Here is a 26,573-nt window from a genome sequence, read left to right as displayed (position 1 = left end):
TTCTGACGGAAGGCTGCCGCAGGGCATCCGTTCGCCCGATCTGACAACCGGTTATCAACGAAAACAACAAGGAGAAAAAAATGGCAAAGCTGTCACAGGACGAGCTCATCGATGCCTTCAAGGAGCTCACGCTCATTGAGCTCAGCGAGTTCGTGAAGAAGTTCGAAGAGGTCTTCGAGGTCACCGCCGCGGCTCCCGTCGCCGTCGCCGGTGCCGCTGGCCCCGCCGCCCCCGCCGAAGAGGTCGAAGAGAAGACGTCGTTCGACGTCATTCTCGAGGCCGCCGGTGAGAAGAAGATCCAGGTCATCAAGGAGGTGCGTTCGATCACCAGCCTCGGCCTCGGTGAGGCGAAGGCGCTCGTCGATGGTGCCCCGAAGCCTGTTCTCGAGGGCGTCAACAAGGAAGCCGCCGACAAGGCCAAGGCTCAGCTCGAAGAGGCTGGCGCTACGGTTACCCTCAAGTAATCAGCTTCACCCTCACAGAAATGCCCGGGCTTCGGCCCGGGCATTTTTTTGTGCCCAGACGGCTTCCAGCCAATATATTGCTCAACTTGCCTCGAGCCTCAGATCCTTGTAGATTCAGCGATGAGCGCGCTCTCATGAAATGAGAGGCCTCTCAGGTAACGATTCGGCATCCACTCGCTGGAATCGCCCCGAGCAGCTTGCGCGACATGTAACCGGCACCTAATGTTTGTCACTGGAAGCGCTTGCTGTCCCCATTTGGGGGAGTGCGGCCACCGTTACTCAATGAGGAGGAAACCCATGAGAATCACCCGTTCGAAACGAGTGATCATTCCCTTGGCAGGAGCGGCCGCGGTAGCGCTCGCTCTGTCTGCCTGCACGGGCGACGCGCCCGCGTCATCGGGCGGCACGAGCGCCGCCGGCTGTGAAGACTACGCCGACTACGGCACATTCAGCGGGTCACCCACCGTCAACATCTACGGCACCATCGTCGACATCGAAGCCGACCAGCTGAACCAGTCGTGGGCCGACTTCGAGAAGTGCACCGGCATCACCATCAAGTACGAGGGCAGCCAGGAGTTCGAGACGCAGATCAACGTGCGCGCCCAGGGCGGCAACCCGCCCGACCTCGCGATCTTCCCGCAGCCCGGTCTGCTCGCCTCGATGGTGGCCGGCGGCTACATCAAGACCCCCGCGAAGAGCGTCGAAGACAACGTCGACGCCAACTGGTCGGCCGACTGGAAGAAGTACGGCACCGTCGACGGCACCTTCTACGCCGCGCCGCTGATGGCCAGCGTCAAGGGCTACATCTGGTATTCGCCGACCTTCTTCAGCGACAACGGCTACACCGTTCCGACCACCCTCGACGAGCTGACCAGCCTCACCGCGAAGATCGCGGCCGACGGCAAGGCGAAGCCGTGGTGCGCGGGGTTCGCTTCAGGTGAGGCGAGCGGATGGCCGGGCACCGACTGGATCGAAGACACCGTTCTGCGCCAGGCCGGCCCCGACGTGTACGACAAGTGGGTCACGAACGACGTGAAGTTCACCGACCCGCAGATCACGAAGGCCTTCGACTACGTCGGCAACATCCTGAAGAACCCGGCGTACGTCAACGCCGGCTTCGGTGACGTGACGAGCATCAACTCGACCACGTTCCAGGATGCGGGCCTGCCGATTCTGCAAGACCAGTGCGCGATGATGCACCAGGCCTCGTTCTACGAAGCGCAGTGGCCCGAGGGCACCAAGGTCGCCCCTGACGGCGACGTCTACGGCTTCCTGATGCCGCCGGCCAAGGCGGGCGACCCCCAGGCCGTCACCGGTGGCGGCGAGATGGTCGGTGCGTTCAAGACGAGCGACGAGATCACCGCAGTGCAGACCTACCTCTCGAGTGCCCTCTGGGCGAACAACCGAGTCTCGATCGGTGGTGTGATCAGCGCCAACAAGGGCCTCGACCCGAACAACGCGAAGTCGCCCCTGGCCGTCGACAGCATCAAGATTCTGCAAGACCCGAACACCACGTTCCGGTTCGACGCGTCTGACCTGATGCCCGCCGCCGTCGGATCGAACTCGTTCTGGAAGGGCATCGTCAACTGGATCAACGGCGACAGCACCCAGACCGTCACCGAGTTCATTCAGTCGACCTGGCCCCAGCAGTAGTCACCACCCCCGACAGAACACGCGAATGCGACCGTGCGGTGCCCCGATGGGGCGCCGCACGGCGTTCGCGCTCCACCCCCTGAACCAGCACGACGACGTACTAGTAAGAGGTGAACTATGACCACTGCCGACCTCCTCAACAAGATCGAACAGGTGGTTATCGCTCTCGCGGCCTTCGCCGCGGTGATCGGTCTCCTTCTGTTTCTCATCGACCGGGCGCCGAAGAAGCGCAAAGACGTCTTTCAGCTCATCGGCTTCGTCGCCCCGGCCTTCATCCTCCTGATCATCGGGCTGGTGTACCCGGCCATCCGCACGGCCATCCAGTCGCTGTACGACGCCAGGGGCAACTTCATCGGCTTCGACAACTTCGTCTGGGCCTTCACCCAGCCCGACTCGCTCGTGAGCCTGCGCAACACGATCATCTGGGTCATCCTCACCCCGCTCGCTTCGACGGCCATCGGTCTCGCCTACGCGGTGTTCATCGACAAATCGCGGGGTGAGAAGTACTTCAAGGCCCTCGTGTTCATGCCGATGGCGATCTCGTTCGTCGGCGCAAGCATCATCTGGAAGTTCGTCTACGAGTACCGCCCCACCAGCGCCAACCAGATCGGCATCCTGAACCAGGTGGTGGTGTGGCTCGGCGGCGAGCCGGTGCAGTGGCTGCAGGCCGTACCCGCCAACACGGTGTTCCTCGTCATCGTCATGGTGTGGATCCAGACCGGCTTCGCGATGGTCGTTCTCTCGGCCGCCATCAAGGGCGTGCCCACCGAGATCGTCGAGGCGGCACAGCTCGACGGCACCAACGCGTGGCAGCGCTTTCTGCACGTGACCATTCCGGGCATCCAGGGCTCGCTGGTCGTGGTGGTCACCACCATCTCGATCGCGACGCTGAAGGTGTTCGACATCGTGCGCACCATGACGGGCGGCAACTTCGACACGAGCGTGCTGGCCAACGAGATGTACACGCAGGCGTTCCGTGCCGGTGAGCCCGGGCGGGGGTCGGCACTGGCGCTGATTCTGTTCGTGCTGGTGCTGCCGATCGTCATCTACAACGTGAGAGTTCTACGCAAGCAGAGGGAGATCCGATGAGCAGCGTCGCACCAGTCGAGCTTCCGATCCCGGGCGGCACCGCCGGCCGGGCACCGTCGCTCGAAGAAGAGTATGTCGAAGCCACCACGAAGACGGCGCGCGTCAAGCGCAACCTGACATCGAAGTGGGCCACTGTCGCAGCGCTGCTGATCGCGGTGCTGTGGACCATTCCGACGTTCGGGCTGCTGCTGTCGTCGTTCCGGCCGGCCACCCTCATCAAGACCACGGGCTGGTGGACCATCTTCACCAACCCGGGCCTGACGCTCGACAACTACAAAGACGTGCTGCTTTCGTCGTCGGCTTCGGCGCCGCAGCTCGGGCAGTACTTCGTGAACTCGGTGGCCATCAGCATCCCTGCCACCATCTTTCCGCTCGTTCTCGCCTCGATGGCCGCGTACGCGTTCGCGTGGATGAACTGGCGGGGTCGCGACGTCGTCTTCGTGCTGGTGTTCGCGCTGCAGATCGTGCCGCTGCAGATGGCGCTCATCCCGCTGCTGTCGTTCTTCTCGCGCGGCATCACCATCGGCAACGCGCTGATCATTCCGCCGACGCCGTCGGGAACCTACGCGCAACTGTGGTTCGCGCACACCGCGTTCGCGCTGCCGCTGGCGATCTTCCTGCTGTACAACTTCATCTCGCAGGTACCGGGCGAAGTGATCGAGGCGGCACGGGTCGACGGTGCGTCGCACGGGCAGATCTTCCTGCGCATCATCATCCCGCTGGCCATGCCGGCGCTGGCGTCGTTCGCGATCTTCCAGTTCCTCTGGGTGTGGAACGACCTGCTCGTGGCGTTGGTGTTCTCGGGCGGCTCGCCCGACGTCGCTCCGCTGACGCAGCGACTGGCAGAGCTGACCGGCAGCCGGGGCCAGGACTGGCAGCGCCTGACGGCGGCGGCGTTCGTGTCGATCGTGGTTCCGCTGATCGTGTTCTTCAGCCTGCAGCGGTACTTCGTGCGCGGACTGCTGGCGGGTTCGACGAAGGGCTGAGCCCGGTCACCGACGATTGCGCTTTGAGAGAGCATCCACCTGCCGGGGGTGGGTGCTCTCTCGGGTGGAGTTAGCCTGAACGGATGAGTGGATTACGAGGCGGTCCGCCGGCCCGCATGATGGGCGGCGGCGACGCGAACGCGCAGCGCGCGCGAAACGCAGAGGCGCCCAAGGTGGAGCACCTGCTGCGTCGCATCACGGAGCTGTTTCAGCCGTACCGCATGCCGATCATCCTGACCATCGTTCTGGTGCTGGTCGCCGCTGCTCTGTCGGTGATACCGCCCCTGCTGACCGCGCGCGCCTTCGACGTCGGGCTGTTCCCGACCGGTGGCGGGGGCCCGAACCTGCCGGCCCTGGGCGAGATCGTGGGCGCGATGATCGGGCTCTACATCATCACCACCCTGCTCGGGGTGTGGCAGACGTACCTGACCGCGACCGTCGGCAACAAGGTCATGGGCGCCCTGCGCGTTCGGCTGTTCAGCCACCTGCAGGCGATGGATCTGAGCTTCTTCACCAAGACGAAGACCGGCGTCATCCAGTCGCGCCTGCAGAACGATGTGGGCGGCGTCGCCTCGGTTCTGACCAACACCATCTCGAGTGTGCTCGGCAACACGGTGACGGTGATCGCGGCGTTCGTGGCAATGCTGCTGCTGAACTGGCAGCTGACCATCGTCGCGGTGCTGCTGATGCCGATTCTGGTCATCGCCCAGCGGAGGGTGGGCCAGGTTCGGGCGCGGATAGCCACCAAGACGCAGGAATCGCTGTCAGACATGACCGCAATCACGCAGGAGACCCTGAGCGTGTCGGGCATCCTGCTGTCGAAGAGTTTCAATCGGCAGGGAACCGAGATCGCGCGTTACGCCGACGAGAACGCGAACCAGGTGCGGCTGCAGGTGAGCCAGCAGATGAGCGGCCAGGTGTTCTTCGCCATGGTCAGCATCTTCTTGTCGAGCATCCCTGCGATCGTGTACCTCGTGGCGGGCTTTCTGCTCGACAACGGTGCGGCCGACATCACGGCCGGCACCATTGTGGCGTTCACCACCGTGCAGGCGCGGCTGCTGTTCCCGCTGCTCGGGCTGTTGCGCGTCGCTCTCGACCTGCAGACCTCGGGCGCGCTGTTCGCGCGCATCTTCGAGTACCTCGACCTCGTGCCGCAGATCGCCGACGCCCCGGGCGCCGTCGATGTGCCCACCCGCCAGGCGGCGGCGGGCCGGGTCTCGTTCGACGACGTCACCTTTCGGTACGCCGACGCGTCGCCCACCTCGCGAGCCACCCTCGACCGCGTCTCGTTCGACATCGAGCCGGGTCAGTTCGTGGCATTCGTCGGCCCTTCCGGGGCGGGCAAGACCACCGTCTCGTACCTCATACCCCGGTTCTACGAGGCGACCGGTGGCCGGGTGCTGTTCGGCGGCGTCGATGTGCGCGACCTGAAACAGCAGTCGCTCATCTCACACCTCGGCATCGTGAGCCAGGAGACCTACCTCTTTCACGCGACCATCGCCGAGAACCTGCGCTACGCGAAACCGGATGCCACGCAGAACGGCCTCGAGACGGCAGCGAAGCTCGCGAACATCCACGACCGCATTCTCAGTTTCGACGACGGCTACGACACCGTCGTGGGCGAGCGCGGCTACCGGCTCTCGGGGGGCGAGAAGCAGCGCATCGCCATTGCTCGGGTGCTGCTCAAAGACCCGGCGGTGCTCATTCTCGACGAGGCGACCAGCGCACTCGACTCGATCTCCGAGCGCATCGTGCAGCAGGCGCTCGACACCGCGGCCCGGGGCCGAACGACCATCGCGATCGCGCACCGGCTGTCGACCATCGTCGCGGCCGACGTCATCTTCGTGGTCGAGAACGGGGAGATCGTCGAGCGGGGTACACACGCCGACCTGCTGGCGGCGGGCGGCGCCTATGCGGCGCTGTACTCGGAGCAGGTCACTGCCGCCATCGCTGGTTGAGTAGCGCGGAGCTACTCGGAGTAGGTCGCTGGTTGAGTAGCGCGGAGCGCGTATCGAAACCCTCGCCGGGCGGGCCGGTTTCGATACGCGGCGCTGCGCGCCGCTACTCAACCAGCGGGGGCAGGCGGGCCGGTTTCGATACGCGGCGCTGCGCGACGCTACTCAACCAGCGGGGGCCAGCGGGGGTCAGAAGCCGAGGCGGGTGCCGAGCATCTCGCCGAGGCCGGCATCTTCGATCTCGGTGGCCTCGACGTTCGAGCCGGCCTCTTCGGCCCGCTCGCGGGTGGCGGCACCGAAGCGCCCCAGCTTCTCGTGCAGCGAGAGGTGACGCGCGGGTTCGGTGCTGCTGAAGACGTTCGACAGCGCCAGTTCGGAGCCCGATCGCAGGGCATCCAGCCACTGCGATGTGGTGGCGACCGCCGCGAACCCAGTCTGCAGGGTGACGAGAACGCTCTCGTGCAGGGCCTGCGCCGAGACCGTTCCGGCCGAGTTGGCGAGGTCGAGCGTGCCGGTCGCGTCAGAGAGCAGCTCGACGGTCAGGCCCCGCTGCGTGGCGTCGCGGGCGGTGGCCTCGTCGCAGTTCTGCGTCATATAACCGGCGATGGTGATGGTGTCGATGCCGGCGTCGGCGAGCCACGCGGCGAGGTCGGTGCCGTCGAACGCCGAGGCCGCGCTCTTCTGCACGAGGTGGTCGCGCGGCTTGTCGGCGATCGACTCATGCAGCTCGACGCCGCGGCCGCCGGCGGCGAAGATCGGCGACGATGCGCCGGCGACGTGCTGCACGACGACGACGGGCACGTGGGCGTCGGCCGCGACATCCATGGCCATCATGATGTTCGGGATGCTCACATGCAGTGACGGGTAACCGATGGGCAGCTTGCCGTCGACGTACTCGTTCTGCACATCGATGACGATCAACGCTCTATTCACAGCCCCAACGTAACACCGGTGGGCGGTGGTGAACCGTCAAGTACAGTGAGTGGGTGAAGTACGCAGAGACAGTTCTCGACCTGATCGGCAACACCCCGCTCGTTCGGCTCAACAGCGTCACCGAGGGCATCAATGCCACGGTGCTGGCGAAGATCGAATACCTGAACCCCGGCGGGTCGTCGAAAGACCGCATCGCCACGCGCATCATCGACGCGGCAGAACGCGACGGTCTCCTGAAGCCCGGCGGCACCATCGTCGAGCCCACCTCGGGCAACACCGGCGTCGGCCTGGCGCTGGTGGCGCAGCAGCGCGGCTACCGCTGCGTGTTCGTGCTGCCCGACAAGGTGGGTGAAGACAAGCGCAACGTGCTCACGGCGTACGGTGCCGAGATCGTCGTGACTCCGACGGCCGTCGCGCCCGAGCATCCCGACTCCTACTATTCGGTGTCAGACCGGCTCGCCCGCGAGATTCCGGGCGCGTTCAAGCCGAACCAGTACGCCAACCAGAACGGCCCACTCAGCCACTACGAGTCGACCGGCCCCGAGATCTGGCGCGACACCGACGGCCAGATCACGCATTTCGTCGCCGGGGTCGGCACGGGTGGCACCATCAGCGGCACCGGGCGCTACCTCAAAGAGGTGTCAGAGGGCCGGGTGCAGGTCATCGGCGCCGACCCCGAGGGCTCGGTGTACTCCGGCGGCACGGGGCGCCCCTACCTCGTCGAGGGCGTTGGCGAAGACTTCTGGCCCACCGCCTACGACCCCTCGGTCGTCGACCAGGTGATCGCGTCGAGCGACGCCGAGTCGTTCGAGCTGACCCGGCGGCTCGCCCGCGAAGAGGGCCTGCTCGTCGGTGGCTCGAGCGGTCTCGCCGTCTCGGTGGCCCTCAAGGCGGCGAAAGACCTGCCGGCCGACGCCGTCGTCGTGGTGCTGCTGCCCGACGGTGGCCGCGGTTACCTCGGCAAGATCTTCAACGACAAGTGGATGCGGTCGTACGGCTTCACCCCCGAGTCGAGCGAGAGCACGGTTCGCGACCTGCTGCATCTGAAAGACGGCGCCCTGCCCGACCTGGTGCACGCCCACCCCACCGACACGGTGCACGACGCCATCGAGATTATGACGAAGTACGGCGTCTCCCAGCTGCCCATACTGACCGCAGAGCCGCCCGTCGTGATCGGCGAGGTCGTGGGGTCGCTGAACGAGCAGACCCTGCTCGAGCAGGTCTTCAGCGGCGAGGCGAACATGCCCGACAAGGTGGGCGGGTTCGCAAGCGAGGCGCTGCCGCTGATCGGCATCAACGAGTCGGTCGCCACCGCACGCGCTGCTCTGACCACATCGCAGGCGCTGCTGGTGACCGACGACGGCAAGCCCGTCTCGGTGGTCACGCGGCAAGACCTGCTGAGCTTCCTCAGCGCGTAGGCCACCCGTCACAGACCGTCACAAACGAATACATTCGCGCCGAGGAGCGTTGAAGAAACCATGCCTGAATCACAGCACTTCGAGACCACCGCCATCCACGCCGGGCAGGAGTTCGACCCCACCACGGGCGCGATCATCCCGCCGATCTACCAGACCTCCACGTTCGTGCAAGACGGCATCGGCGGGTTTCGAAACGGCTACGAGTATGCCCGCGGCGGCAACCCCACGCGCACGTCGCTCGAGACGCTGATCGCCGCGCTCGAGGGCGCCGCGCACGGCTACTCCTTCTCGTCGGGGCTGGCGGCCGAGGATGCCCTGCTGCGCGCTGTGCTCGAACCGGGCGATCACGTGGTGCTGGGCAACGACGTGTACGGCGGAACGCACCGGCTCATCAATACGATCCACTCGAAGTCGGGCATCCTGAACGACACGGTCGAGATGATGGATCTCGAGGCCGTTCGCGCCGCGATCGTTCCGGGCAAGACCAAGATTCTCTGGCTCGAGACGCCGAGCAACCCGCTCATGAAGATCAGCGACATCGCGGCGCTCGCCGAGATCGGGCACGCGGCCGGGGCCATCGTCGTGGTCGACAACACGTTCGCCTCGCCCTATCTGCAGCAGCCGCTGTCGCTCGGCGCCGACGTGGTGGTGCACTCGACGACGAAGTACCTGGGCGGCCACTCCGACGTGCTCGGTGGTGCCGTCGTGCTGAACGACGACGAGCTCGCGTCGAAGGTCGGCTTCCAGCAGTTCGCGGCGGGCGCCGTGTCAGGCCCGATGGATGCCTGGCTGACGGTTCGCGGCATCAAGACGCTCGCCGTGCGCATGGACAGGCACAGTGCCAACGCGCAGGCCATCGCCGAGCGTCTGGTCGGGCATCCGGCGCTCGAGCGCGTCTACTACCCCGGCCTGCCGTCGCACCCGGGCCACGAGCTCGCCGCCCGCCAGATGCGTGGCTTCGGTGGAATGCTCTCGGTCGCTCTGGCGGGCGGGCCGGCCGCTGCACGCACGTTCGCCGAGTCGACGAAGGTGTTCTCGCTTGCCGAGTCGCTCGGTGGGGTCGAGTCGCTCATCGGCTATCCGAGCGAGATGACGCATGCGTCGGTGCGCGGCACGGCGCTCGAGGTGCCCGAGAACATCATCCGTCTCTCGGTGGGCATCGAGAACGTCGATGACCTGCTGGCCGACCTCGACGAGGCGCTCGGCGCGCTCTGACCGGGTCGGGTTTGCCGGCGTCACGGGGCTCGATTTACGATGGTCGGCATGACGACCGACGACGATCCGACACCGGCCCAGCTCGAGAACTCCGACAAACTCGCCAAGCGAACGGTGGGCGGCGAGCTGCGCTACTACGTGAAGAACATCCGCGAACACTGGCCCGTGATCGAGAACGAGCCCGATGCCGAGGGTCACGAGGCGTGGTTCACACCTGACGGAAAGTTCCACGCGACGCACGCGCAGCTCAGGCGCGACGCGGTGCTCGGGGTGCTCTGACCCCGGCCGGGCTTCGCGTCAGAAGACGACGGGTTCGCGGATGATCGGGCAGGTCATGCAGTGGCCACCACCCCGGCCGCGGCCGAGCTCGGCGCCGACGATGGGTATGACCTCGACGCCGGCGCTCGTGAGCAGGTCGTTCGTCTGGGTGTTGCGGTCGTAGGTGTACACCACGCCGGGTCGCAGGGCGACGGCGTTGTTTCCGCTGTCCCACTGCTGGCGCTCGGAGGCATATGCGTCGCCGCCGGTCGCGATGACCTGCAGGCCGGGCAGCCCCAGGGCGCGCGCGACCACGTCGGTGAACGGCGACTGGCCCTCGTCGGTGACGTCGAGGGTGGGCTGGGTCGAGCCGTGACGGGATGCCGAACCAGAGCCTGCCGCCGGGCCGGGCCGCAGCGTGAACGAGTGCACCTCGTCGACGATGCGGGGGTAGAGCGTCACGATGTCGCGATCGGCGAAGGTGAACACGGTGTCGAGGTGCATGGCAGAACGGAGTTTCGGCATACCGGCGACCACGACCTGCTCGGCCGCGCCCTGCTCGAACAGCGCGGCCGCGACCTGGGTGATGGCCTGCCGTGACGTGCGCTCGCTCATGCCCATGAGCACCACGCCGGTGCCCACGGGCATGATGTCGCCGCCCTCCATGCTCGACTGGCCCCAGTTCTGCTCGGGGTCGCCCCACCACACCGTCGAGCCGACGAAGTCGGGGTGGTGCAGGTAGATCGCCTTCATGAGCAGCGTCTCGTCTTTGCGGGCTCCCCAGTACAGCGGGTTGAGAGTCACTCCGCCGTAGAGCCAGCAGGTCGTGTCGCGGGTGTAGAGGGTGTTGGGCAGCGGCGGCATGAGATATTCGCGAACGCCGGTGGTCTCACGGGCGAGCGACAGGTAGCCGTTGCGGTACTCGTCGGGCAGGTCGGAGGTGGCGAGGCCGCCGATGAGGTATTCGGCGAGCATCCGGGGCGTGAGGCTGTCGAGAAAGGCGAGGGTGTCGTCGACGAGCCCGAGTCCGACCTCGTTGGGAACGATCTTGCGGCTGAGCAACCACTCTTTGGCGCCCGGAATGGTCATCGTCTCGGCGAGCAGGTCGTGCAGTTCGACCACCTCGACGCCGTTCGAGCGCAGGTCGGCGACGAAGGCGGCGTGGTCGCGCTGGGCGTTCTCGACCCACATCACGTCGTCGAACAGCAGCGCTTCGGCGTTGGTCGGGGTCAGCCGCCGGTGCGCGAGCCCCGGGGCGCAGACGAGCACTTTGCGCAGCGCCCCCACTTCGGAGTGAACCCCGTACGACGCCGACACCAGCTCCACCACGCGATCTCCCTCGCCCCTGTGCTCCCGCTGCGCTCTGGCGCCACTCTACCCGTCCCCGCTCGCCCGCGCCCCTTGGGCGCAACTGCACCCCTTCGAACTACCGCCCTTGTGCCAAACTGGCGCGCTTACAAGGGATGAGGCTCGAGGCGGCGGCGCGGGAGGGCGGTGGCGGCGGGCGCCTAGCGCCACGTTGTGCCGCAGAGGTGGTGACGCGGGAGGGTGGTGGCGGCGGGCGCGTAGCGCCACGCTGCACCGCAGAGGTGGTGACGCAGGGCGGCGGCGGCGGGCGCGTAGCGCCGCGCTGCGCCGCAGAGGCGGTCGCGCGGGAGGGCGGTGGAGGCGGGCGCGAAGCGCCACGCTGCGCCGCAGAGGCGGCGGCGCAGCCATATGTTCAGAGGTCGGCGGAACCCGAAGTGGCCTCGTCGGGGGAGCCCGACTCGCCCGAGGCAGCGGCGGCCTCGCGGGCCTCGGCCTCGGTGTCGGTGAAGTCGGCAGCGTCTTCTTTGTAGAAGATGGGGCGGTCGCCGATGGAGTCTCCACCCTCGTCGGCGATGGCGTTCTCCTCGGCCGCGTGCGCGCGGTTGGTGAACGCCTCCTGCCCGGGCACGGTGCGGGCGTCGTCGGCGAATTCGCTGGCCAGGATTCCTGGGATGTCGGTCATGGTGAGCTCCTTCTGTGGCTGACGCGGCACGCGCCGCCGGTGCGGGCGGGTGGCGCGATCAGTTCTTCAACGGTAGGCGCGCGGCCCCAGACTGGCAAGCGGGTGGCAGATCTGCTCTTGCCCATTGCTGGCAGGGCGTGTTGACTCGGTGCATGCGGCTCCTTGTTCTCGGCGGAACAGCGTGGCTCGGCCAGCACGTCGTGGTGGCCGCACTGCGGCGTGGGCACTATGTGGCTGCGCTGGCCCGCGGCGAGTCGGGGTCGGTTCCGCCGGGCGCCGAGATCGTGAAGAGCGACCGCAGCCGCCCCGACGCGTACGCCATCGTTCGAACCCGCGACTGGGATGCCGTACTCGACGTCTCGCGTCAGCCGGGCCAGGTGCGGGCCGCCGTCGCCGCCCTGCATGAGCGCAGCGAACGCTTCCTGTTCGTGTCGTCGGGCAATGTCTACGCCGACACCTCGACCCCGCACCAAGACGAGAGCGCCGAGCTGCTCGCCCCTCTCGCCGGCGATGTCATGGAGTCGATGGAGACCTACGGCGAGGCGAAGGTCGCCTGCGAACAGGCCGTTCTCGATGCTTTCGGCGACGACCGGATGCTCGTCGCACGGTCGGGCCTCATCGGCGGCCCCGGCGACACCTTCGACCGCACGGGGTACTGGCCGTGGCGCTTCTCGAAGCCGAGCGTGCCCGACGGCCGCGTGCTGGTGCCCGACGTGCCCGAACTGTTGACGCAGGTGATCGACGTGCGCGACCTCGCCGAGTGGCTGGTCGACGCGGCAGAGAACAAGCTGCACGGAACGTTCAATACGACAGGGCCGAGCATCCCGTTGCCCGATCACCTCGACGTCGCCCGCAGCGTCGCCGGCCACACCGGGCGCGTCGTCAAGGCCCGACAGCACTGGCTGGAGGCGAATGACATCGAACCGTGGGCCGGCGACCGCTCTCTGCCGCTCTGGCTGCCGGTGCCCGAGTACGCCGGGTTCTCGTCGCGCGACAGCACTCGGGCGCGGGCGGCCGGCCTGCGTCACCGCCCGCTCGAAGAGACGCTGGCCGACACGCTGGCGTGGGAGAAGACGAGGCCCGAGGCGAAGCAGCGGCGCTATCGACGCCGCGCCGGCCTGTCAGACTTCGATGAGGCGGAACTGCTGAGCCTGCTGAGTTGACGCGAGGTGTGTCGCCGGATGCCCGGCAGCACATCGACCCTGTGAAGCGCAGTATCGAGAGGAATCACCACATGGCCGACGAGCTACCCGGTACCGTTCTGCCCATCCCCGACCAGGTCTACGTGGGCCCGATCGTGATGGACGCGAAGAAGATGGAGGAGAAGCTCCCGCCCATCGAGATGAAGCGGCCGCCGAAGAAGGCGCCGAACGTGCTGCTCATCATGCTCGATGACGTCGGTTTCGGGGCATCCAGCGCCTTCGAGGGCCCGGTGCCGATGCCGACCGCCGAGCGACTCGCGAACGACGGCCTGCGCTACAGCCGTTTTCACACCACAGCGATCTGCTCGCCCACCCGCGCCGCGATGCTCTCGGGCCGCAACCACCACCAGGTCGGCATGGGAACGTGGCCATCAACGTGAAGAACCGGTCGTGGTCGGTGACGGCCGAGATCACGGTGGACGACCATTCGCACCTCATCGACCCCGAGGAGTGGCTCGCCGCGGCCATGCGCCACCAGTAGGGGGCAGGTCTCGATACGCGTGCCTGCGGCGCGCTACTCGACCGGCGGTTCGCTCGCTGATTGAGTAGCGCGCCGCAGCGACGCGTATCGAAACCCCCGCGTCAGACCGCGGTGATGGTACCCGCGAGCGCCTTCGCCTTCAGAGCGTCGAACTCGGCCTGCGAGATCGCGCCCGAGTCGAGCAGGGCCTTCGCCTTGTGGATCTCGTCGGTCGGCGTGGTGCCGGCGACAGTGCGGATGTAGTCGTTCGCGGCCGTCTCGGCCTGCTTCTGCGCGGCCTGCGAACGCTCTGCCATGCCCCGGCCACGCGCGATCAGGTACACCAGCGCGGTGAGGAAGGGCACGAAGATCAGGAAGATGACCCAGATGGCCTTGAACCACCCGTTCAGCTGGTGGTCGCGAAACAGGTCACCGATGATCGAGAACAGGGCCATCAGGTAGGCGATGAAGACGAAGCTCCAGAAGAAGATGCCGATGACGTTCCAGACGTTGTTGAAAAAATCCATGATGATTCCCCTTGTTGATGCGCCCCGGGTAGGCGCGAGTCCGCGTGCCCGTTCGCACGGTTCGGTGCCTCAAGTATGACGCTCCGCGTACGCCGGCGACACAACCGATTCGGATGAGATCAGGCGGCGTCGATCGAGCGTGCGCACCGGAATCCGATGTGCGTCGTGGCGGTGTCGTCGGCCTGCGGTGAGCGGGCCGCGGGCCGGTAGCGCAGGCAGTATTCGGGCGCGCACAAGTGCGAGCCGCCCTTCAGTGCACGGCGCGGGATGCTCGACCCCGGTTCCGCGCTCGCCGCCGCCCGGCCGGCATCGCTCGGGCTGCACCCGCACGCGCACCCTGCCGCTTCTGCCGGGTGACTGGCCCCCGAGGCCCAGGCGGCCTCGCCGTGTGCGCCCGCCTCGTGCCTCGCCGTGTAATAGCTCGACGTCCACTCCCACACGTTGCCGATCATGTCGACGAGCCCGTAGCCGTTCGGCGGAAACGACCCCACCGCAGCCGTGCCGCGCCACCCGTCGGCCCCCGTGTTGGCGTACGGAAACCGGCCCTGCCAGGTGTCGGCCATCACACGCCCGCCCGGGCGCACCTCGTCACCCCAGGCGTAGGTGGTCTGACGGGTGCTGCCGCCGCGGGCCGCGAACTCCCACTCCTCTTCGGTGGGCAGCCGCCGGCCGGCCCAGGCGGCGTAGGCCGAGGCGTCTTCGAAGCTCACCTGGGTCACCGGATGCTCGTCGAGGCGTTCGGCCCACCCCGCGGGCCGCGCCCCCGCACCGAACGGCTCGCGCCAGTTCGCCCCGGCGCCCCACGCCCACCACTGGCGCCAGTCGTCGAGCGCCACCGGGCCGGCAGACGGCACGAAGACGAGCCCGCCCGGCACGAGGTCGGCCGAGTCGGCGCCCGGAAAGTCGGCGGGGTCGAGCGGCCGCTCAGCCACGGTCACGTATCCGGTCGCCTCGACGAACCGGCGGAACTGCGCCACGGTGACCGGGTGCCGATCGAGCTCGAAGGCCCCCACGGTGACCTCGTGCACCGGCCCCTCCTCGGGGTAGAACTCGTTCGAGCCCATGAGGAACGTGCCGCCGGGTATCGTCACGGCGTCACCGGTGGGCAGAGCATCCATGACGCAATTCTGCCACCCGGCCCCGGTGCGCGGCCCAGTTCGTGCTCATCTCATTCGGCTGATGCCCGTTCGCCGATCGGGCCTCTGGCGCTACGCTCGACATCATCACCGGCACTCGGGTGAGCCGAAGGAGGGGGTCTGTGCGGGTTCTTCCTGGTCTGACGCTGCAGAACGCCGGGCGTGAGACGCTCGCCGGCGTCACCCTGCTGGCCATCGCCGTTCCCCTGAACATCGGCTACGCCCAGATCGCGGGGCTGCCGCCGACCGCCGGTCTGTATGCCCTCATCGTGCCGGCCGTGGTCTACGCGCTCATGGTGTCGTCGCGGCAGTTGGTGGCGTCTCCGGATGCCGCTGCCGCCGCCCTGGTCGCCTCCTCGCTCGGCGGGCTCGCCGTCGCAGGCAGCCAGAGCTACCTCACCATGGCGTTCGCCCAGGCCATCATCGCCGGCGTCTTCTTCGCCCTCTGCTCGGTGTTCCGGCTCGGATTCCTCGCGAACTTCCTCTCGAAACCGATTCTGATCGGGTTCGTCGGCGGCCTGGCGCTCGACATCCTCGTCAGCCAGGTGGCGAAGATGCTCGGCGTGAAGATCAACAGCGGCGGCGACTTCGTTGAGAAGCTGGGCGGCCTCATCACCGGCCTGCCCACGGTGAATGTCTGGGCGGTCGCCATCTCAGTCGGGTCGATCGCCGTGCTGATCATCGGCCGCCGATTCGCACGCGCCGTGCCGTGGGCGCTCCTCGTGCTGATCGCATCGACGATCGTCACCGTTCTCGCCGATCTCGAAGACGCCGGTGTGGCCGTGCTCGGCCCGATCGACGCCGGGCCACCCACGCTGACCTGGCCGATTCTGCCCTGGCTGACGTGGCTGCAGCTCGTGCCGTCGGCCATCGCGCTCGTGCTCGTGACCATGGCCGAGGGCCTGCTCGTCGCGCGCAGCTACGGCGAGAAGCGCGGCTACCCCACGAGCCCCAACCGTGACCTGATGGCCTTCGGCCTCGGCAACATCGCGGCCGGCGCGACCGGCGGCTTCACGATCGGCTCGTCGACCTCGCGCACCGCCGCCATGGACCAGGGCGGCAGCCGCACCCAGCTGCCGAGCATCGTGACCGCGGTGGGCACGCTGCTGCTGGTCATCTTCGGCACGGCGCTGCTCGAACACATTCCGTCGCCGGCCATCGGGGCGATCGTGGCGGTGGCGATCATCCCGTTGCTCGGCATCGCCGAGTTCCGGATGCTCTGGCACCAGCAGCGGTTCGAGTTCGTCATCGGGGCGGTGTGCTTCCTCGGCGCGCTGCTGCTCGGCCCGATCGCCGGCATCGTGATCGCCTTCGTGCTGTCGCTGATCAACCTGGCTCGCCGAGCGGCCAACCCGGCCATCGACGTGATCGGGGCCGACGACGAACCCGCGACATCGCTGCTCGCCGACGGCACGGTCGGCTCTCTCACGGCGCCCGGACTGGTGGTGCTGCGATTCGCCGCGCCGTTGTTCTTCGCCAACGCGAGCGTGTTCGAGAGCGCGGTGCACAGGGCGGTCGGGGCACCCGTCAGCACGCTGGTGCTCGACCTCGAGGCGATGACCGACATCGACGTCACCGGCGCCGAGAGCTTCACGAACGCCCGCGCCTGGCTCACCGGGCGCGGGGTGGCCCTCGCCTACAGTCGGCTGCGGCCCGATCTCGCCCAGAAACTCGACCACTACGCGCTGCTCTCAGGCGTTACGGTGTACCCAACGAACCGGGCGGCCGTCGCCGACCTGGCCCTGAGGTAGCGGGAGACTCTGCATGGTTTCAGCAATCGGCAGCATTCTGCCCCTTGCCTTCGGCATCGCGATCAGCCCGATTCCGATCATCGCGGCCATTCTCATGCTGCTCTCGCCGAAGGCGCGGGGCACCAGCCTCGGCTTCCTGTTCGGCTGGATTCTCGGCATCGTGGTCGCGGTCGTGGTGTTCACCCTGCTGTCGTCGCTGCTGCCCTCCGGGGGCGACGACGCATCGAATCCGACCGCGGGCACGATCAAGATCGTGCTGGGCATCCTGCTGCTGCTGCTCGCCGTGCGGCAGTGGCGCTCGCGGCCGAAGGGCGACGCCGAGCCGGCCCTGCCGAAGTGGATGGCCGCCATCGACTCGATGACCGCCCCGAAGGCCCTCGGGCTCGGCTTTCTGCTGTCGGCGCTGAACCCGAAGAACCTGCTGATGGGGGTCGCCGCGGGCGTGGCCATCGGCTCGGCGGCGCTGCCGGTCGGCGACGACGTGGTCGTCATCGCGGTGTTCACGGTGATCGCCGCCTCGACCGTGGCCGTGCCCGTCATCGGCTACCTGATCGCCTCGGCCCGGCTCACCGGTGCGCTGCAGCAGCTGCGCACCTGGCTCGTGCACAACAACGCCACCGTCATGAGCATCCTGCTGCTCGTGATCGGCATCGTCGTCATCGGCAAGGGCCTCGCCAACTTCTGATCCCGTCACGCACCATCAACCAACAAGGAGTAACACAATGGCAGATTTCGAATACGGGCCCGTCGAGATGCTTCTCATCGGGTTCGAGGGTGAGCGCCCCGGCCCCGCAGTGGTCGAGGCCATCGCCGACCTCATCGAGGGCGGGCTCGTGCGCCTGCTCGACCTCACCTTCATCACACGCAACGAGCTCGGCGAGGTGAGCACCGTCGAGATCGAAGACGTCTCAGACGAGTACGGCTTCGGCGGCGTCGAACTCGAGGCCACGGGTCTCGCGGCCGACGAAGACATCGCGGAGTTCGCCGAATCGGTTCCCCCCGGAACCTCGGCCGCGCTCGTGGTGGTCGAGCTCGTCTGGGCCAAGAACCTCGCGTCGAAGCTGGCGCAGTCGAACGGCACCGTGCTCGGCTTCGAGCGCATTCCCGCGCCGATCGTGAACGCGGCGCTCGCCGAGATCACCGACTGAGCCGTTCGCACTCCCTCCCCACACCCGAACAACACGCAGAGAGAAGCACATCATGATGATGAGAAGAATGGGCCGCCCCGGCCTGATCGGCCTCGCCGCCCGCACCGCCGTCGTCGCCGGAACGGCCACCGCCGTCTCGGGCGGCATGCAGCGCCGCAGCGCCGAGAAGCAGCAGGGCCAGGCCGAGCAGCAGCAGTACGAGGCCCAGCAGCAGCAGGCCCAGATCGACGCGGCGGCTGCAGCGGCCGTGGCGGCCCAGACGGCGGCGGCACCGGTCGCCGCGCCCGCACCGGCTGCTCCGGCCGACAGCGGCAGCGATGTCATCGGCGAGCTGCAGAAACTGGCCGGCCTGCACTCGCAGGGCATCCTGTCTGACGCCGAATTCTCGGCCGCGAAGGCGAAGCTGCTCGGCATCTGACGTTCGGGCCCAGGTGCGGGCCGCCCCGGTGCGGCCTGACCCTGGGCGCCCGTGCCCGGGTGTTGCCTGACCGTGGCCCGGGTGCGGCCGTCAGGCGTGCGTGAGCCAGTACGCTGCGCCGAGCAGGGGCGCGTCGTCGAGCAGGCGGGATGCCCGCAGCTCGACCCGCGCCGCCCGCTCGGGATACTGCGCCGCCAACCCGGCGCGGAACGGGGCCTCGAGCAGATCCCACGAACGCGAGATCGACCCGCCTGCGACGAGCACGGCGGCGTCGAAGGCGTCGATCCACGGCGCGAGTGCGCCGCCGAGCGCCTCGAACGCCGAGGCGAGCACCGCCATCGCGGTCGAGGTGCTGTCGGCGCGGGCGAGCTCGGCGATGGCTTTGACGCTGAGGGTCTCGCCGGTCATCCGTTCGTAGCTCGCGATGATGGCGCGGGTCGAGACCGTGTCTTCGAGGGGTTCGCCCCCGATGCTGAGCAGGTGCACGGTGCCATTGGTCGGCACGTCGACGCGGGTGCGCACCGGCACACCGTGGTCGAGGAACGACGACCCGATGCCGGTGCCCAGGGTGATGCACACGGCGCGGTCGAACCCGGCCGCCTGGCCGTACACCCACTCGCCGATGCCATAGGCACCCGCGTCGTGCACGAACCGCACGTTCGCAGGCTCGGTCGACAGCCGTGGCGCCAGCTCGGCGCGCAGGTCGACATTCGCGAGGCGTTCGAACTTGGCGACGTTCTCGAACGTGCCGACGGCGCGCTCGAAGTCGAACGGGTCGGGCATGGCGATGCCCCAGCGCGCCCCCGGTGCCGCGCCCAGTTCGAGGCAGGCGGCCGCCCAGCCGCCCACGATCTCGTCGACCGAGCCGTGGGCGTCGATGTCGCGCTGCACTCGAGCGACGACCTCGCCGCCGCGGGTGACGGCGGCGGTGACGTGGCTGCCGCCGACGTCTACGACGTGCACGAGTGCGGGGGAGTCGGTCATCGTGGTGCGGTGCTCTCGTCGAAACGCTGCGGCTGCAGCTGGTGCCTGGTGCCGGGTGCCGGGTGATCACGCGGCGCCTCCAGAACAGTACCAAAACGCCTGGCGTGGCAGTAAAACGACGAAAGTGGGCGGGGCAGCCATGTCGCCGCGGGAGTGGGCGGGCCACGATGGAGCCATGACAGGTCAGGAGGCGGCGGGCGGGTCGGCCGCGCCGGGCGGGTCGGCTGCGCCGGACGCGACGGGCGGGCCGGGCGTACACCGGGGAACGGTCGGGCTCGCCCAGGGCGCGGCACTGTACATCGCGGCCGTGCTCGGAACGGGCATCCTGGTGCTGCCCGCCCTCGCCGCGCAGGCCGCCGGGCCGGGGTCGATCGTGGCCGTCGCGGTGCTCGTGCTGCTCTCGGTGCCGCTCGCCGGCACGTTCGCGGCGCTCGCCGCGCGGTTTCCCGACTCGGGCGGCGTCGCCACGTTCGTGCGTTCGGCGCTCGGCCGAACGGCGGCACGGATGACCGGCTACTGGTTCTTCTTCGGCGTGTCGGTCGGCACGCCCGTCGTCGCCCTGCTCGGGGCCGAGTACGTCGTCGCGGTGCTGGGCGCACCTGAGTGGGTGGCCTTCGTGGTCGCTCCGGTCATTCTCGTGCCCTCGTTCGTGCTCAACGCGTTCGGACTGCGAGTGTCGGGGCGGGCGCAGCTGGTGCTGTCGGCTCTGCTGGTGGCGACGGTGATCGGGGTGGTGGTGGCGGCCGCGCCGGCGGCCGACCCGGCGAACTTCGAGCCGCTGCTGCCGCACGGCTGGGCGGGCGTCGGCACCGCGATCAGCCTGTTCGTCTGGGCATTCGCGGGCTGGGAGGCCGTCACCCACATCGCGGGCGAGTTCGTCGACCCGCGGCGCACCATTCCGCGCGCCACCGCGATCGCGATCGTGGTGGTCGGTGCCGCCTATCTCGCGCTGCAGATCGTCACGGTCGGCGTACTCGGCTCGTCGGCCGGCTCGAGCACAGTGCCGCTGCTCGCGCTCGTGCAGACCGCGGCACCGTTCTGGGGGCGCATCGCCGTGGCCTCCATCGCGGCGATCGTCGCGCTCGGAGTGCTGAACGCCTACGTCGGCGCCTTCGCCAAGCTCGGCGCGTCGCTGGGCCGCGACGGCGACCTGCCGCGCTGGTTCGGTGCGGGCTCTGAAGCGGGTGGTCTGCCGCGTCGAGCCCTGCTGCTGGTCGCCGGCCTGGCCGCCGTCGACTACACGCTGATGGTGCTCTCGGGCGGCACCCTGACCCCGTTCATCCTCGTGCACACCAGCTGCATGGTGGCTGTCTACGCGCTCGGAGTCGCGGCGGCGCTCCGGCTGCTGAAACGGTTCTCGGTGGGGTGGTGGATGGCCGGGTCATCCATTCTGCTCGTCGCCGGGCTGCTCGTGCTCGCCGGTGCCCACCTGCTCGCACCAGCCGTGCTGGCGCTTACCGCACTCGTTGTTACCGTTGTCACACCCGCACTGCACAGGAAGAAGGGCCATGTCACGCCGATTCGTCGACCTAAGCCACACGATCAGTGAGGGGCTGGTGACCTACCCGGGCCTGCCGTCTCCGACGTTCACGCCGCATCTCACCCGGGAGGCGTCGCGGGCGAACTACGCGCCGGGCACCCAGTTCCAGATGGACATCATCACGATGATCGGCAACACGGGCACCTATCTCGACAGCCCGTTCCACCGCTACGCCGACGGCGGAGACCTCTCGACGCTGGCCCTCGAGACACTCGCCGAACTGCCGGCCGTCGTCTTCCAGTTTCCGGGCGTCGCGGGCACCTCGCTCGACGGCCCGGCGCCCGAAGACCAGTCGGAGTTCGCGTTCGACGGCCGCGCCGTCACCGCAGACGCGTTCGGCACCGAAGACCTGCGGGGCACCGCCGTTCTGCTCAGCACGGGCTGGGATGCTCATTTCGGCACTCCTGCGTACGCCTCGGGCGCTCCCTTCCTGAGCGAAGACGGGGCGCGGCTGCTGGTCGAGCGGGAGGTGGCGCTGGTGGGCATCGACTCGCTGAACATCGACGACACTTCGCCGCAGTCGGGCGGCGCGCGACCCGCCCATTCGCTGCTGCTCGACGCGGGCATCCACGTCGTCGAGCACTTGACGGGCCTCGGCGGCCTGCCGTTCAGAGGCGCGCGGTTCACGGCGGTGCCAGCGAAGGTGGCCGGGTTCGGCACCTTTCCGGTGCGAGCCTTCGCGACCATCGACGGCCCCTGACCCGCGGCGGGCGGCGTCTCGCGCGGCCCGCTTTGCGCACGAGCACGTTCTGGGGCGTCATAGCGTGCATCTGCGCACTACCGAACGCCGGGCAGGGCTCGGTGGGCGGCGGTGGGGCGCCGTAGGCTCAGAGGTGTGACCAGCGACACCGACGAGGCCGAGGCGGGCATCCTGAACCGGCCCTACCGCTGGGTTACCGTCGGCATGCTGGCGATGATCCTGCTGGCGGCGTTCGAAGCGCTCGCGGTGACCACGGTGATGCCCACGATCAGCCGCGAACTCGATGGGGGCAGCTTGTACGCCCTGGCCTTCTCGGGGCCGCTGGCGGTGGGCGTGGTGGGCATGGTCGTCGCCGGCAACTGGTCTGACCGGGCAGGTCCGAAGCGTGCCCTGTACGCCGCGGTGTTCTCGTTCGCCGGCGGGCTGCTCGTCGCCGGGTTCGCGGTGAGCATGCCGATGCTGGTCGCCGGCCGGCTGATCTCTGGTCTCGGCGGCGGCGGGCTCACGGTCGCGCTGTATGTTCTGGTCGCGCGCGTCTTTCCGCCGCACCTGCATGCGCGGGTGTTCGCCGCCTTCGCCGCCGCCTGGGTGATCCCCTCGCTGGTCGGGCCGTTCGTCGCCGGCGCGGTGGCACAGACGGTCGGCTGGCGCTGGGTCTTCCTCGGCGTCGTCGTGCTGGTGCTGCTCGCGATGATCATGGTGGTGCCCGTCATGCGGGGGTTCCCGACCGCGCACAGCGACGTTCCGTGGAACGCCACACGCATTCTCTGGTCGATCGTCGCCGCCCTCGCAGTGCTGGGCGCGAGCCTGGCGGGCCAGTTCAGCGGTGTGACGGTGTGGCTGGTGTCGCTGGCCGCCATCGTCGTGGCGGTGTTCGCTCTTCGCCCCCTGCTGCCGGCCGGGGCGCTGCGGGCGGCGCGCGGGCTGCCCACGATCATCGTGCTGCGCGGACTGCTGTCGGGCGCCTACTTCGCCTCTGACACCTACCTGCCCTACTTCTTCACCAGCCAGTACGGCTTCTCGCCCACGCTGGCCGGGCTCTCGCTGTCGGTGTCGGGGGTGTCGTGGGCGATCGCGTCGTGGGCGATGACCCGGTTCGCCGGCCGCTGGAGCGACACCGCGAGCATCCGTCTCGGAATCGTGCTGGTTCTGGTGGCGGTGGCTGCGGCCCTCGGATGCTCGCTGCTGGCTCTGCCGGCCGGTGTCGCCATCGCGGGCTGGGTGTTCGCCGGTGCCGGCATGGGCGTGGTCTACCCGCGACTCTCGGTGGCGACCCTGCGTCTGTCGACGCCGTCGAACCAGGGCTTCAACTCCTCGGCCCTGGCCATCTCCGACTCGACGATCGCGGCCCTCGCCCTCGCCCTCACCGCCGGCATCTTCGCCGCGCTGGGCGGCGGCTCGGCCGGTGCGGGCCAGGGGGCATCGGCCGGAGCGGGGTCGGCCGAGGCGGTCAGCGTGCTTGCTTTCACGGGGTGCTTTGTGCTGTCGGGCATCCTGGGCCTGTTCGCCCTGGCGCTCAGCGGCAGGGTGCGTGCGCGACACGCCGAAGCGGCCGATGTCAGTGGTGGCGAGTAGATTTTTTTTCGTGGGGCGAGGTTATCCACAGTTCTGAATCGAAGGCCGGTTTTTCGCGGAATTACCTGTGGATGGCGGGTGTTGAATAAGTGTGGAAAGCGGTGCGAACCTGTGGAAAATTACACGGGTGTAACTACTTCATGTAGGGGTCTGTTCAGAAACTGACAACTAGATGTAGTGTTGGATTCCCCGGCAGGGAGAACATCGGCCGGTACAGAATTTCATCCAGAATCCGCACCCATCGGCGTAGCCGACGGTGATGAGCGAAAGGCGCAATACATGGCAATCACGGTCTACACCAAGCCCTCGTGCGTACAGTGCACGGCGACCTACCGCGCCCTCGAGAACAAGGGGCTCGAGTTCGAGATCTTCGACGTCTCCGTCGACGAGAAGGCCCTCGCGGCCGTCAAAGAGCTGGGGTACCTCCAGGCTCCCGTCGTCATCACCGACGACGACCACTGGTCGGGCTTCCGCCCCGACAAGATCGCCGAGCTGGCAGCCCGCTCTGTCGCGTAGATGTATGTGCTGATGAAGCGCCGGTGCCTCTCCGGCGCTCCGCGCGTCGGAAGTGCTCGATGGTGACAGATCTGGTTTACTTCTCCAGCGTCTCTAACAACACGCACCGATTCGTCGAGAAGCTGGGCCGGCAGGCGAAACGCATCCCCGTCAATGCATACAAGAACGGGGCACGGGAGAAGCCGCTCGTCGTCAACGACCCGTACGTGCTCGTACTGCCCACGTACGGTGGGGGAACAAACGGGGGCGCAGTACCCAAGCAGGTCATCCACTTTCTCAACGACACGCACAACCGCTCGCTCATACGCGGTGTGATCGCTGCCGGCAACACGAACTTCGGCGAGGCCTACTGCCTCGCCGGCGACATCGTCTCGAAGAAGTGCGACGTCGCCACTCTCTATCGCTTTGAAGTATTCGGTACGCCCGACGATGTCGAGGCCGTCACAACAGGATTGGATGAATTTTGGAAAGCACACTGATCGAGGCGCCGGGCGCGGCCACGGCCCTCGACTACCACGCGTTGAACGCGATGCTGAACCTCTACGACGCCGACGGCAACATCCAGTTCGACAAAGACAAAGAGGCGGCGAAGCAGTACTTCCTGCAGCACGTCAACCAGAACACCGTCTTCTTCCACAACCTGAAGGAGCGCCTCGACTACCTGGTCGAGAAGGAGTACTACGAGCAGGCTGTGCTCGACCAGTACTCGTTCGAGTTCATCCAGAAGCTCAACGACCTCGCGTACTCGAAGAAGTTCCGTTTCGAGACGTTCCTCGGGGCGTTCAAGTACTACACCTCGTACACGCTGAAGACGTTCGACGGCAAGCGGTACCTCGAGCGCTTCGAAGACCGCGTGGTCATGACCGCCCTCGGCCTGGCCGACGGTGACGAGACGCTCGCGATCAACCTCGTCGAGGAGATCATCGGCGGCCGCTTCCAGCCGGCCACCCCCACCTTCCTCAACACGGGCAAGGCCCAGCGCGGCGAGCTCGTCTCGTGCTTCCTGCTGCGCATCGAAGACAACATGGAGTCGATCTCGCGGGCGATCAACTCGTCGCTTCAGCTGTCGAAGCGCGGCGGCGGTGTCGCGCTGCTGCTGTCGAACATCCGCGAGGCCGGCGCACCCATCAAGCAGATCGAGAACCAGTCGTCGGGCATCATTCCCGTGATGAAGCTGCTCGAAGACTCCTTCAGCTACGCCAACCAGCTCGGTGCCCGCCAGGGTGCCGGCGCGGTGTACCTGTCGGCGCACCACCCCGACATCCTGCGCTTCCTCGACACCAAGCGGGAGAACGCCGACGAGAAGATCCGAATCAAGACCCTGTCGCTGGGTGTCGTCGTGCCCGACATCACGTTCGAGCTCGCCAAGAACGACGAAGACATGTACCTGTTCTCGCCGTACGACGTCGAGCGGGTCTACGGGGTGCCGTTCGGCGACATCAGCGTGACCGAGAAGTACCGCGAGATGGTCGACGACCCGCGCATCCGCAAGTCGAAGATCAAGGCGCGTGAGTTCTTCCAGACGCTCGCCGAGATCCAGTTCGAGTCGGGCTACCCGTACATCATGTACGAAGACACCGTGAACAAGGCGAACCCCATCAAGGGGCGCATCAACATGTCGAACCTCTGCTCAGAGATCCTGCAGGTCAACACGCCGACGACCTACAACGAAGACCTGTCGTACGCCGAGATCGGCAAAGACATCTCGTGCAACCTGGGCTCGCTCAACATCGCGCTGACCATGGATTCACCCGACTTCGGCCTCACGGTCGAGACGGCCATCCGGGGCCTCACCTCGGTGTCGAACCAGAGTCACATCTCGTCGGTGCGCTCGATCGAGGTCGGCAACGACCGCTCGCACGCTATCGGCCTCGGCCAGATGAACCTGCACGGCTACCTCGCTCGTGAGCGCGTGTTCTACGGGTCGGAGGAGGGTGTCGACTTCGCGAACATCTACTTCTACACGGTGCTGTTCCACGCGCTGCGGGCCTCGAACCGCATCGCCATCGAGCGCGGCGAAGCCTTCGACGGGTTCGCCGACTCCACCTACGCCTCGGGCGAGTTCTTCGACAAGTACACCTCGCAGGCGTGGACGCCGGCCACCGTCAAGGTCGCGTCGCTGTTCGACAACGCGTCGATCCACATCCCGACGCAGGCCGACTGGGAGGAGCTGCGCGCCTCGGTGATGGCGCACGGCATCTACAACCAGAACCTGCAGGCGGTGCCCCCGACCGGCTCGATCTCGTACATCAACAACTCGACGGCGTCCATCCACCCGATCGCGTCGAAGATCGAGATTCGCAAGGAGGGCAAGATCGGGCGCGTGTACTACCCGGCTGCGTTCCTCACGAACGACAACCTCGAGTACTACCAGGACGCGTACGAGATCGGCTACGAGAAGGTCATCGACACCTACGCCGCGGCGACGCAGCACGTCGACCAGGGCCTCTCGCTGACGCTGTTCTTCCGCGACACCGCCACCACCCGCGACATCAACAAGGCGCAGATCTACGCGTGGCGCAAAGGGATCAAGACGATCTACTACATCCGCCTGCGCCAGATGGCCCTCGAGGGCACCGAGATCGAGGGCTGCGTCAGCTGCACCCTGTAGTAGGTCCGCTGGTTGAGTAGCGACGAAGTCGCGTATCGAAACCA

Annotated in this window: 25 protein-coding genes and 1 pseudogene; 20 read left to right on the top strand and 6 right to left on the bottom strand. The window is 67.5% G+C overall.

What is annotated here, in order from left to right:
• Window positions 1-80 precede the first annotated feature (80 nt).
• From rplL to V3W46_RS16565, 5 genes are all read left to right on the top strand, one after another.
• Window positions 81-464 carry a 50S ribosomal protein L7/L12 gene (gene rplL, locus V3W46_RS16585; protein WP_231024950.1) on the top strand — a complete coding sequence of 128 codons (384 nt, stop codon included), beginning with the start codon at window positions 81-83 and terminating at the stop codon, window positions 462-464.
• Between the two features lie 297 nt (window positions 465-761).
• The gene (locus V3W46_RS16580) at window positions 762-2,117 is read left to right on the top strand and encodes an ABC transporter substrate-binding protein (RefSeq protein WP_331784248.1); all 1,356 of its coding nucleotides are present in this window, start codon (window positions 762-764) and stop codon (window positions 2,115-2,117) included.
• 117 nt (window positions 2,118-2,234) lie between these two features.
• Window positions 2,235-3,206: a carbohydrate ABC transporter permease gene (locus V3W46_RS16575; protein WP_331784247.1), complete on the top strand. Its 972-nt coding sequence runs from the start codon at window positions 2,235-2,237 to the stop codon at window positions 3,204-3,206.
• Window positions 3,203-4,192, top strand: coding sequence for a carbohydrate ABC transporter permease (locus V3W46_RS16570; protein WP_331784246.1), 990 nt, complete (start codon window positions 3,203-3,205; stop codon window positions 4,190-4,192). The genes V3W46_RS16575 and V3W46_RS16570 overlap by 4 nt, the downstream gene beginning before the upstream one ends.
• An 83-nt stretch (window positions 4,193-4,275) precedes the next feature.
• Window positions 4,276-6,150, top strand: coding sequence for an ABC transporter ATP-binding protein (locus V3W46_RS16565; protein WP_331784245.1), 1,875 nt, complete (start codon window positions 4,276-4,278; stop codon window positions 6,148-6,150).
• 186 nt (window positions 6,151-6,336) lie between these two features.
• Here the strand turns inward: V3W46_RS16565 and V3W46_RS16560 are convergent, their stop codons facing one another.
• The gene (locus V3W46_RS16560) at window positions 6,337-7,080 is read right to left on the bottom strand and encodes an isochorismatase family protein (protein WP_331784244.1); all 744 of its coding nucleotides are present in this window, start codon (window positions 7,078-7,080) and stop codon (window positions 6,337-6,339) included.
• A gap of 53 nt (window positions 7,081-7,133) precedes the next feature.
• Between V3W46_RS16560 and V3W46_RS16555 the strand changes: the two genes are divergently transcribed.
• The 3 genes from V3W46_RS16555 to V3W46_RS16545 are packed head-to-tail and all read left to right on the top strand — an operon-like array spanning window position 7,134 to window position 9,992.
• Entirely contained in the window at window positions 7,134-8,498 is a 1,365-nt protein-coding gene (locus V3W46_RS16555; protein WP_331784243.1) for a cystathionine beta-synthase, read from the top strand.
• A gap of 60 nt (window positions 8,499-8,558) precedes the next feature.
• Window positions 8,559-9,713 (top strand): cystathionine gamma-synthase, encoded by a 1,155-nt coding sequence (locus V3W46_RS16550; protein WP_331784242.1) that lies wholly within the window; start codon window positions 8,559-8,561, stop codon window positions 9,711-9,713.
• 48 nt (window positions 9,714-9,761) lie between these two features.
• Window positions 9,762-9,992 carry a hypothetical protein gene (locus tag V3W46_RS16545; protein WP_331784241.1) on the top strand — a complete coding sequence of 77 codons (231 nt, stop codon included), beginning with the start codon at window positions 9,762-9,764 and terminating at the stop codon, window positions 9,990-9,992.
• A gap of 18 nt (window positions 9,993-10,010) precedes the next feature.
• Here the strand turns inward: V3W46_RS16545 and V3W46_RS16540 are convergent, their stop codons facing one another.
• The gene (locus V3W46_RS16540) at window positions 10,011-11,300 is read right to left on the bottom strand and encodes an arginine deiminase (protein WP_331784240.1); all 1,290 of its coding nucleotides are present in this window, start codon (window positions 11,298-11,300) and stop codon (window positions 10,011-10,013) included.
• Between the two features lie 391 nt (window positions 11,301-11,691).
• Window positions 11,692-11,961, bottom strand: coding sequence for a hypothetical protein (locus V3W46_RS16535; RefSeq protein WP_331784239.1), 270 nt, complete (start codon window positions 11,959-11,961; stop codon window positions 11,692-11,694).
• A gap of 152 nt (window positions 11,962-12,113) precedes the next feature.
• On the opposite strand from V3W46_RS16535, the gene V3W46_RS16530 reads away from it, so the two are divergent.
• Window positions 12,114-13,124: an NAD-dependent epimerase/dehydratase family protein gene (locus tag V3W46_RS16530; RefSeq protein WP_331784238.1), complete on the top strand. Its 1,011-nt coding sequence runs from the start codon at window positions 12,114-12,116 to the stop codon at window positions 13,122-13,124.
• A gap of 137 nt (window positions 13,125-13,261) precedes the next feature.
• Window positions 13,262-13,540: pseudogene (locus tag V3W46_RS16525) on the top strand (sulfatase-like hydrolase/transferase); the annotation flags it as partial.
• Window positions 13,541-13,745: 205 nt separating this feature from the next.
• Here the strand turns inward: V3W46_RS16525 and V3W46_RS16520 are convergent.
• Together V3W46_RS16520 and V3W46_RS16515 are read right to left on the bottom strand one after the other, a co-directional pair.
• Window positions 13,746-14,150, bottom strand: coding sequence for an SHOCT domain-containing protein (locus tag V3W46_RS16520; RefSeq protein WP_331784237.1), 405 nt, complete (start codon window positions 14,148-14,150; stop codon window positions 13,746-13,748).
• Between the two features lie 119 nt (window positions 14,151-14,269).
• Complete coding sequence (locus V3W46_RS16515; protein ID WP_331784236.1) at window positions 14,270-15,268, bottom strand: formylglycine-generating enzyme family protein; 999 nt, start codon at window positions 15,266-15,268, stop codon at window positions 14,270-14,272.
• Window positions 15,269-15,408: 140 nt separating this feature from the next.
• Here V3W46_RS16515 and V3W46_RS16510 point away from each other — a divergent pair, with 140 nt between their 5' ends.
• Genes V3W46_RS16510 through V3W46_RS16495 form a run of 4 tightly spaced genes read left to right on the top strand, consistent with a single transcriptional unit; the run spans window position 15,409 to window position 18,603 of the window.
• Complete coding sequence (locus V3W46_RS16510) at window positions 15,409-17,037, top strand: SulP family inorganic anion transporter (RefSeq protein ID WP_331784235.1); 1,629 nt, start codon at window positions 15,409-15,411, stop codon at window positions 17,035-17,037.
• 13 nt (window positions 17,038-17,050) lie between these two features.
• The gene (locus tag V3W46_RS16505; protein WP_331784234.1) at window positions 17,051-17,722 is read left to right on the top strand and encodes a GAP family protein; all 672 of its coding nucleotides are present in this window, start codon (window positions 17,051-17,053) and stop codon (window positions 17,720-17,722) included.
• 37 nt (window positions 17,723-17,759) lie between these two features.
• The gene (locus tag V3W46_RS16500) at window positions 17,760-18,185 is read left to right on the top strand and encodes a DUF6325 family protein (protein ID WP_331784233.1); all 426 of its coding nucleotides are present in this window, start codon (window positions 17,760-17,762) and stop codon (window positions 18,183-18,185) included.
• Window positions 18,186-18,237: 52 nt separating this feature from the next.
• Entirely contained in the window at window positions 18,238-18,603 is a 366-nt protein-coding gene (locus V3W46_RS16495; protein WP_331784232.1) for an SHOCT domain-containing protein, read from the top strand.
• A 90-nt stretch (window positions 18,604-18,693) separates the two neighbouring features.
• Here the strand turns inward: V3W46_RS16495 and V3W46_RS16490 are convergent, their stop codons facing one another.
• Window positions 18,694-19,587 (bottom strand): ROK family protein, encoded by an 894-nt coding sequence (locus V3W46_RS16490; RefSeq protein WP_331784231.1) that lies wholly within the window; start codon window positions 19,585-19,587, stop codon window positions 18,694-18,696.
• Between the two features lie 175 nt (window positions 19,588-19,762).
• On the opposite strand from V3W46_RS16490, the gene V3W46_RS16485 reads away from it, so the two are divergent.
• From V3W46_RS16485 to nrdE, 6 genes are all read left to right on the top strand, one after another.
• A complete protein-coding gene (locus V3W46_RS16485; protein ID WP_331784230.1) occupies window positions 19,763-21,136 on the top strand; it encodes an APC family permease in 1,374 nt (457 codons plus the stop codon).
• Window positions 21,096-21,827 carry a cyclase family protein gene (locus V3W46_RS16480; RefSeq protein WP_331784229.1) on the top strand — a complete coding sequence of 244 codons (732 nt, stop codon included), beginning with the start codon at window positions 21,096-21,098 and terminating at the stop codon, window positions 21,825-21,827. The genes V3W46_RS16485 and V3W46_RS16480 overlap by 41 nt, the downstream gene beginning before the upstream one ends.
• Window positions 21,828-21,962: 135 nt before the next feature.
• Entirely contained in the window at window positions 21,963-23,402 is a 1,440-nt protein-coding gene (locus tag V3W46_RS16475) for an MFS transporter (protein ID WP_331784228.1), read from the top strand.
• 279 nt (window positions 23,403-23,681) lie between these two features.
• On the top strand, window positions 23,682-23,918 hold the full coding sequence (nrdH, locus tag V3W46_RS16470; protein ID WP_331784227.1) for a glutaredoxin-like protein NrdH: 237 nt from the start codon (window positions 23,682-23,684) through the stop codon (window positions 23,916-23,918).
• A gap of 59 nt (window positions 23,919-23,977) precedes the next feature.
• Window positions 23,978-24,397: a class Ib ribonucleoside-diphosphate reductase assembly flavoprotein NrdI gene (gene nrdI / locus V3W46_RS16465; protein WP_331784226.1), complete on the top strand. Its 420-nt coding sequence runs from the start codon at window positions 23,978-23,980 to the stop codon at window positions 24,395-24,397.
• Window positions 24,382-26,529: a class 1b ribonucleoside-diphosphate reductase subunit alpha gene (gene nrdE, locus V3W46_RS16460; RefSeq protein ID WP_331784225.1), complete on the top strand. Its 2,148-nt coding sequence runs from the start codon at window positions 24,382-24,384 to the stop codon at window positions 26,527-26,529. The genes nrdI and nrdE overlap by 16 nt, the downstream gene beginning before the upstream one ends.
• Window positions 26,530-26,573: the final 44 nt, after the last annotated feature.

Origin of the sequence: Subtercola sp. YIM 133946, assembly GCF_036553535.1 — a bacterium.
Taxonomy (GTDB): Bacteria; Actinomycetota; Actinomycetes; order Actinomycetales; family Microbacteriaceae; genus Subtercola.
Note: the sequence above shows the minus strand (reverse complement) of the source record. Positions and strands in the feature narration are given on the sequence as shown.